The organism is Phenylobacterium sp. (genome assembly GCF_024508875.1).
Classification (GTDB): Bacteria; Pseudomonadota; Alphaproteobacteria; order Caulobacterales; family Caulobacteraceae; genus Phenylobacterium.
The window spans coordinates 1-7,130 of record NZ_JANINU010000113.1 but is presented as its reverse complement, the minus strand read 5'-3'; the positions used below and the strand labels follow the sequence as shown (position 1 = coordinate 7,130).

General features: G+C 69.9%; 8 protein-coding genes. 4 read left to right on the top strand and 4 right to left on the bottom strand.

Annotation, left to right across the window (positions count from 1 at the left end; translation table 11 throughout):
- A partial coding sequence (locus Q0L11_RS09985; RefSeq protein ID WP_296597019.1) for a bifunctional (p)ppGpp synthetase/guanosine-3',5'-bis(diphosphate) 3'-pyrophosphohydrolase occupies positions 1–2,102 on the bottom strand: 2,102 nt, incomplete at its 3' end.
- A gap of 86 nt (positions 2,103–2,188) precedes the next feature.
- Positions 2,189–2,548: a DNA-directed RNA polymerase subunit omega gene (gene rpoZ, locus Q0L11_RS09980; RefSeq protein WP_296597018.1), complete on the bottom strand. Its 360-nt coding sequence runs from the start codon at positions 2,546–2,548 to the stop codon at positions 2,189–2,191.
- 175 nt (positions 2,549–2,723) lie between these two features.
- Between rpoZ and Q0L11_RS09975 the strand changes: the two genes are divergently transcribed.
- From Q0L11_RS09975 to Q0L11_RS09965, 3 genes are all read left to right on the top strand, one after another.
- On the top strand, positions 2,724–3,725 hold the full coding sequence (locus Q0L11_RS09975; RefSeq protein WP_296597017.1) for a helix-turn-helix domain-containing protein: 1,002 nt from the start codon (positions 2,724–2,726) through the stop codon (positions 3,723–3,725).
- A 124-nt stretch (positions 3,726–3,849) separates the two neighbouring features.
- On the top strand, positions 3,850–4,698 hold the full coding sequence (locus Q0L11_RS09970) for a PEPxxWA-CTERM sorting domain-containing protein (protein WP_296597016.1): 849 nt from the start codon (positions 3,850–3,852) through the stop codon (positions 4,696–4,698).
- 94 nt (positions 4,699–4,792) lie between these two features.
- Positions 4,793–5,611, top strand: a complete 819-nt coding sequence (locus Q0L11_RS09965) for a phytanoyl-CoA dioxygenase family protein (protein ID WP_296597015.1) — start codon at positions 4,793–4,795, stop codon at positions 5,609–5,611.
- Here the strand turns inward: Q0L11_RS09965 and Q0L11_RS09960 are convergent.
- Positions 5,608–6,024, bottom strand: coding sequence for a YciI family protein (locus tag Q0L11_RS09960; RefSeq protein WP_296597014.1), 417 nt, complete (start codon positions 6,022–6,024; stop codon positions 5,608–5,610). The genes Q0L11_RS09965 and Q0L11_RS09960 overlap by 4 nt on opposite strands.
- Before the next feature lie 53 nt (positions 6,025–6,077).
- Positions 6,078–6,563: a 2-amino-4-hydroxy-6-hydroxymethyldihydropteridine diphosphokinase gene (gene folK, locus Q0L11_RS09955; protein ID WP_296597013.1), complete on the bottom strand. Its 486-nt coding sequence runs from the start codon at positions 6,561–6,563 to the stop codon at positions 6,078–6,080.
- Between the two features lie 43 nt (positions 6,564–6,606).
- Here folK and Q0L11_RS09950 point away from each other — a divergent pair.
- On the top strand, positions 6,607–7,130 hold a 524-nt coding region (locus Q0L11_RS09950; protein ID WP_296597012.1), incomplete at its 3' end, for an NYN domain-containing protein.

The window sequence follows — 7,130 nt, the reverse complement described above, 5'->3', positions numbered from 1 at the left end:
TCGAAGAAGTCGGACTGCCGGTGGTGCATCCGCAGGTTCACGATGTTGCCGCCGGCCTCGCCGATGATCGTGCAGACCTGGCCCAGCACCCCGGGGGTGTTCTTGATCGTCGCGGTCAGCCGGGCGCGGGCGATGGCGTTGCGCTCAGCCTCGGGCGTCCACTGCAGGTCGCGCCAGAGCTCTTCGCGATCCTCGTATTCGGCCAGCTTCTCACAGTCGATGGTGTGGACCGTGAGCCCCGTGCCGTCGGGCTCCAGGATCCCGACGATGCGGTCGCCGGGCACCGGCGAGCAGCACTGCCCGAAGTGGATGGTGACCCCGGGCGTCAGCCCGCCTCCCCGGACGTAGAGCCTAGCGCCCTTGCCGCCCTGGATATGCCGGCGGGCGGTGGCGGCCTCGCGCTCGGCCGCCTTCAGGCCGGGGAAGACCGACTCCAGCACTTGCGACGGCGTGGCGCGGCCGCGGCCGACGGCGTCGAACAACTCCTCCTCGGTCTGGACGGCGAAGCGGTCCAGCGCCGGGCGCAGCGAGACGTCCTTGCGGTTCTTGCCGGCGGCGTCGAAGGCCTGGTCGACGGTGGCCCGGCCGAGGCGCACGAACTCCTCGCGCTCGGTCTGGCGGATGTGGCGACGGATGGCCGAGCGTGCGCGGCCGGTGACGGTGAGCGAGCGCCAATCCGGCGGCACCGTGGGCTTGCCGCCCCGGATCACCTCGACCACGTCACCGTTCGAGAGCGCGGTGCGCAGCGGCTTGAGCTCGCCGTTGACCTTCGCGCCGACGGTGGTGTCGCCGATGTCGGTGTGCAGGGCGTAGGCGAAGTCCAGCGGCATGGCCCCGCGCGGCAGGCTGACCAGTTGGCCCTTCGGCGTGAAGACGAAGACCTGGTCGAGGTACATCTCGAGCTTAGCGTGCTCGACCAGTTCCTCGGCGTCGCCTCCGTGTTCCAGCACCTGGACGAGGTGGCGCAGGTTGACCAGCGGGTCACGGCCGCCGGCGGCCTTCTGCGCCTCGGCGTCGAAGCCGTAGCTCTCGTTCTTGTAGCGCCAGTGCGCGGCCACGCCCTCCTCGGCCACCCGGTCCATGGCCTCGGTGCGGATCTGCATCTCGATGCGCATGCCCTTGTAGCCCACCACTGTGGTGTGGATGGACCGGTAGTTGTTGCGCTTGGGCGTCGAGATGAAGTCCTTGAACCGCTCCGGCACGCTGGGCCAGGCCCGGTGGATGACCCCCAGGGCGCGGTAGCAGTCGTCCTCTGTGTCGACGATCACCCGGAAGGCGTAGATGTCGGAGAGCTGGGAGAAGCCGATCGACTTGCGCTGGAGCTTCCGCCAGATCGAATAGGCGTGCTTCTCGCGGCCAAAGACGCGGGCGGGAATGCCCACGGCCTGCAGACGGTTGCTGATCTCCTGGCTGACCGCGGACACCGCCCCGCCCTGCTGCTCGCGCAGGATGGCCAGACGGCGCAGGATGGCGTTGCGGCCCACCGGATTGAGGTGGGCGAAGGCCAGTTCCTCCAGCTCCTCGCAGATGCGGTGCACGCCGATGGAGCGGGCGAGCGGGCCGTAGATGTCGAGGGTCTCGCGCGCGATCCGTTCGCGCTTGGCGGCCTGCTTGATGAAATGCAGCGTCCGCATGTTGTGAAGCCGGTCGGCCAGCTTCACCAGCAGGACGCGCACGTCCTTGGAGATGGCCAGGATGAACTTCCGCAGGTTCTCGGCTTGGCGGAGGTGTTCCTGGGAGAGCTCCAGCTTGGAGAGCTTCGTGACGCCTTCGACCAATTCGGCGATCTCGTCGCCGAAGAGCTCGGCGATCTTCTCGCGGGTGGCGTCGGTGTCCTCGATGACATCGTGCAGCAGCGCCGTGACGATCGTCTCGGTATCGAGTCGGTAGTCTGTAAGGATACCCGCCACCTCGATCGGGTGGGCGAAGTAGGGGTCGCCGGACGCCCGCTTCTGCGACCCGTGCTGTCGCATGGCGTAGACGTAGGCGCGGTTCAGCAGCGCCTCGTCGGCCGAGGGGTCGTACGAGCGGACCTTCTCGATCAGCTCGAACTGGCGAAGCATCCGTGGCCGCGTGGAGCCCATGACGACGGGCGCCTGCATGGGCGGCTCGGGGGCAGGAACAGGGGTGGTCGTGGCGGCGGGTTGAGGCGCCGCCTCTTGAAGGAGTGGTTCTGCGCCGTCGGGGCTCAGTACCGCTCCTCCTGGCCGCCGTCACGGTCGCTCTGCAGGGCGCGGACCAGTTCCAGCTCGCTCATCTGCATGTGGGTCGGATCGGCCAGCAGGGCGAGGGTTTCAGCCTCTTCCTCGGCTTCCGAGCGCTCGTCGACGCGTTGCAGCGACGCGATCAGGTTCTCCTTGAGCTCCTCGGCGTCGACCACGTCGTCGGCGATCTCGCGAAGGGCCACGACCGGGTTCTTGTCGTTGTCGCGGTCGACCATGATCGGCGAACCGGCCGAAACGGCGCGGGCGCGATGGGCGGACAGGAGAACGAGCGAGAAGCGGTTCGGGACCTTCTCGATGCAGTCTTCGACGGTGACGCGAGCCATGGAGTCTCTCAGGGAGGGAGATAGAACTGCTCAAAATAGAGGTTCGGGCGTCATTGTGCAACGCCGCATGGGTCGCAGGCGAGATGAAGCGCTCTAGGGCGCTGGTCGACTCGCGGACCGACGCGCGCCTGTCGGCATGTAAGGTGGGGACGCCGCGTATGTTCAGGCGAGTTCCGTGTCCCGCTTTTCCATCATCCATTTCGACAGCGCCGCGCTGGCGCCCGAAGTCCGCTTTCCCACCTTCGCGTCGGGCATCGTCAACTTCGACCTCGAGCCGGATCCGGCGATTCCGTTCGAGGCGCGGGCCGATGCGTGGAAGGTGGGCGGGCTCGTCCTGTCCAGCCTGTCGGCGACGCCGCTGGTGTGGCGCCGCCCGGAAGCGCGACTCCTCGCCGACGGCGCCGACCACCTGTACATCAATCTCCACCTTGGCGGCCAAGTCCGCGCGGACTGCGGATCGGGCGTGGTCTGCTGCGGGACAGGCTCGTTGCTCGTCCTCGACCTGCGCCAGCCCTGCCTCCTGCAGGTGAGCCAGATGCGCAGCCTTTCGATCGCAGCGCCGCGCGAGGAGGTGCTGCCGCGCCTGGGCGGCTTCGACCCGCACGGCCTGACCGCGTCCGGCGGCCTGACGCCGCTGCTGATCCGCACCGTCCAGGCCGTCGCCGACAGCCTGCCGGAGTTGGACGCCAGCCACGTCCCAGCCGTGGAGTGCATGCTCGTCGACCTGGTCGTGGCGGCGCTGGCCGAAGCCCTGCACGCCGCGCACGACCGCAGCAGCCGCGACGAGGCGCTGGTCAGCCGCGTCCGGGGCCACATGGAAGCCCGGCTGGCCGAGCCGCTGGACGCAGGGGCGCTCTGCGCCGCGCTCGGCGTCTCCCGCTCGTCGCTCTATCGCGCCCTACAGCCGCACGGCGGCGTGCAGCGGTACCTCCAGGCGCTGAGGCTGCGACGGGTGCGGGCGCACCTGGAGACGCCAGGCGCGGTGCGATCGCTGGACGACCTGGCCGAACTGACGGGTTTCGCCGACCGCGCCCACCTCGCCAGGGCGTTCAAGCGCGCATTCGGCGCCACGCCCGGCGAAGTCCGTGCGCGCGCCGCCTCCAGCGGGCCCCCGACCCCCGCGGTCGACGACGAGGCGGCGCGGCGGTTCGGCGCCTGGATGCGCGAACGGGACTAACCGCGCCCCGCCGCGCGGGACGCCGGTTCAACGCGACTGGGACCGCCGCCCATCGACGCACCACGGAGTGGCCCGCTAGGTCCCGGCTCACCGCGGTCCGCGGAGTGTCGTCGGGGTCATCGTCATGCACCAGAACCAGAAGCCTTTCGGCGCGCGCGCCGTCCGCCGCGCCGCGCTCGCCACAGCCGCGGCGCTGGCCTTCGCCGGCCCCGCCGGGGCGGCGACCTCGGCTGGCTTCGAGAGCACGTTCGGTCCGGCTCTGGTGGGCGGGGACGACGTCGCCGCCCAGGTCGTCCTGCCGTTCGCCGTCTCGCTTTTTGGCCAGAGCTATTCGGTCATGAACGTGTCGAGCAACGGCTTCGCGACCTTCGGCAATGTGGAAGGCCTCGCCGGCCTGGATCTGGGGGCGGATCCGTGGAGCGCGAGCGTTACGTCCTTCCTGGCCGGCCCCGCCCGCATCACGCCGGAATGGTTCGATTGGGAGAGCTCGGTCTTCTACGCGGCCTCCAGCGACCGGATCATGCTCACGTGGGAGGGCAACGAGTACGGCAGGACCGACGTCTACCGCGCCCAGGCCCAGATCTACGCGGACGGCCGGATCGTGTTCGCCTACGACACGCCGCACGCACCGGCGGGCGCGGCTCTGGCGGGCATCACCGGCGGCGGGGGCGCATCCGACCCGGGCTCGACCAACTACACCGGCGCGAGCCTGTCGGTGAACGGCGACAAGGCGATCTACATGGGCGGCGGCGCCGGCCAGTTCGCCAACGCCATCAGCGTGAGCTTCACGCCCGACGGCGACGGCGGGTATCGCGTGGAAGGCGACGTCCCGCCCCTGCCTGGCCCGGTCAACGGCGGCGACGGCGGCTCGCCTGCGCCCGAACCCGCCGCGTGGGCGTTGATGATCATGGGCTTCGGCCTGGCCGGCGCCGCGATCCGCCGCCGGCGCACCGCGCCCATCGCCACGCGCTGACCCGCCTCCCGGCGGCGCGCTCGCATTCCGTTGGGTCAGCGGGCGCAGCGTACCCTTCGCCCCTCGGCCGAGGCCGCGCGGCGAGGAGCAGGCCATGACCGGCGACACACTGGCGGAGGCCAAGGCGGCGCTCGCGGAGGACGGCTGGTGCGTCGTGCCGGACGTGCTGGAGCCCGCGGCCGCGGCGCAGGCGCTGGAGCGGCTGTGGGCGGCGGCGGCCGAGGTCGCGCGGCGCGGCGTGCCGACGTTCATGCCGGTGCTCGATCCCAACGCCAGCAATGTCCGGGTCTTCTATCTGCTGGAACTGGACGCCCTGTTCCGCGAGTTGATCCGCCACCCGGCGGCGGTGGAGCTGGTGCAGTCGCTGCTGGGGCGCAGCTTCCTGATCTCCAACTTCACGGCCAACATCGCCCGGCCCGGGTCGCAGTCGATGGCGCTGCATTCCGACCAGTCGCTGGTCGTGCCCGAGCCCTGGATCCAGCCGTGGGCGCTCAACATCATCTGGTGCCTGACGGACGTAAGGTTCGAGAACGGGGCGACGTTGTTCATCCCCGGCAGTCACCGCTGGACCCGGCGCGCAGACGTGCCCGCCGATGCTGACCGGCGGCTGCGGCCGTTCGAGGCGAAGGCCGGCTCGATCATCGCCATGGACGGGCGCGTCTGGCACACCTCCGGCGCCAACATCACCGCCGATCAGGATCGCGCGCTGCTGTTCGGCTACTACTCCAGGGCGTTCCTGCGTCCGCAGGTGAACTGGAATGCGGCGCTGTCGCCGCAGACCCAGGCCGGCCTCGATCCGCAGATGCGGGGGTGGCTGGGTCTCGACGCCGACGCCAACACCGGGGAGTCGGCCGCCGACATGCGCTATCTCGCGGATCAATTCGCGGCGCGCGGCGAGCCGGCCAGACGTTAGCTCCCCAGCCCCAGGGCCTTCGCCCGGTCGGACGCCTGCTCGGTGAAGGCGTCGCCCAGCTCGCAGTGCTCGTACACCTGGCGGATCTCCAGGGTGACATTGGCCTCGCCGCAGACGGCGGGCCAGCGCCGCGCCCACTCCAGCACTTCGGCCAGGGAACCGGCTTCCACCAGCGTGTAGCCGGCGATCAGTTCCTTGGTCTCGGCGAAGGGGCCGTCGATGACCAGGGGTTTGCCGTTGCTGAACTTCACCCGCGCGCCCTTCGCCGAAGGATGCAGGCCGTCGCCGCCCAGGATCTTCAAATGGCGGCCCATCTCCTCATGGTAGTCCATCATCGCGGTCACCAGTTCGGCGGTGGGCTCGACGCCCGCCTCGGTGTCTGCGTCGGCCTTGCGGATGATCATGAAGCGCATGGTTGTCCTCCCTGAGCGTAAGGATCGGGCGCCGGACGGGCGGCCCCTGCCCTTCAGGACGCGGGAGCCGCGTCGGTCCCGACATTTGCATGCTCCGCAAGTTCGGCGGCGGTGCGGCCGAGCGTGGGATGGATCCATGCGGGGGCGATCTCGGCCAGTGGTCCCATGACGAACAGGCGCTCGTGGGCGCGGGGGTGCGGCAGGGTCAGCTTGGGCGTGTCCAGCACCGTGCGGCCGTGGGCGATCAGGTCGAGGTCGAGGGTGCGGGGCGCGTTGCGCTCGCCGCGTTCGCGGCCCAAGGCCGCCTCGATCCGCAGCAGGGCCGCCAGAACCTCGCCCGGACCCGCGCTCGCCTCGACAAGCGCGACGCCGTTGCGGTACTCAGGCGCCATTGGGTCGGGCCAGGCGGCGGAACGCCACCAGGACGATCGCCTGAGGATTTTCAAGCCGACCGCCGGGAACCGCGCGAGCGCCGCCTCCAGCAGAGCCTCGGACGAGCCGTAGCGGCCCGCCAGATTGCTGCCCAGGGCGACGACCACGGCTCCATCGAGGTCCCCAAGGCTGTCTGGGATATTCGAGCTGATGACCTTCTACCCCACGGACCGGCTGGCCCTGTTCATCGACGGCGCCAACCTCTACTCGGCCGCCAAGAACCTCGGCTTCGACATCGACTACCGGAAGCTGCTCGAGGAGTTCAAGAAGCGCAGCGTGCTGGTACGCGCCTATTACTACACCGCGCTTGTGGAGAACGAGGAGTACTCGCCGATCCGGCCGCTGGTCGATTGGCTGGACTACAACGGCTATCAGCTCGTGACGAAGTCGGCCCGCGAGTACACCGACGGCCAGGGGCGCAAGCGGTTCCGCGGCGACATGGACGTCGAGATCGCCGTCGACATGATGGAGATGGCCGAGCACGCCGACCACCTTGTGCTGTTCTCGGGCGACGGCGACTTCCGCAAGCTGGTGGAGGCCGTGCAGCGCAAGGGGAGCCGGGTGACCGTGGTGTCCACCATCAAGTCGCAGCCGCCGATGGTGAGCGACGACCTGCGCCGGCAGGCCGACAACTTCGTGGACCTGGCCGACCTGTCGGACCTGATCGGCCGGCC

What these genes read in the sequence shown, in the direction of transcription:
- rpoZ (WP_296597018.1), bottom strand. Translation starts at nt 2,548, where the DNA reads ATGGCTCGCGTCACCGTCGAAGACTGCATCGAGAAGGTCCCGAACCGC.
- Q0L11_RS09970 (WP_296597016.1), top strand. Translation starts at nt 3,850, where the DNA reads ATGCACCAGAACCAGAAGCCTTTCGGCGCGCGCGCCGTCCGCCGCGCC.
- Q0L11_RS09965 (WP_296597015.1), top strand. Translation starts at nt 4,793, where the DNA reads ATGACCGGCGACACACTGGCGGAGGCCAAGGCGGCGCTCGCGGAGGAC.
- Q0L11_RS09960 (WP_296597014.1), bottom strand. Translation starts at nt 6,024, where the DNA reads ATGCGCTTCATGATCATCCGCAAGGCCGACGCAGACACCGAGGCGGGC.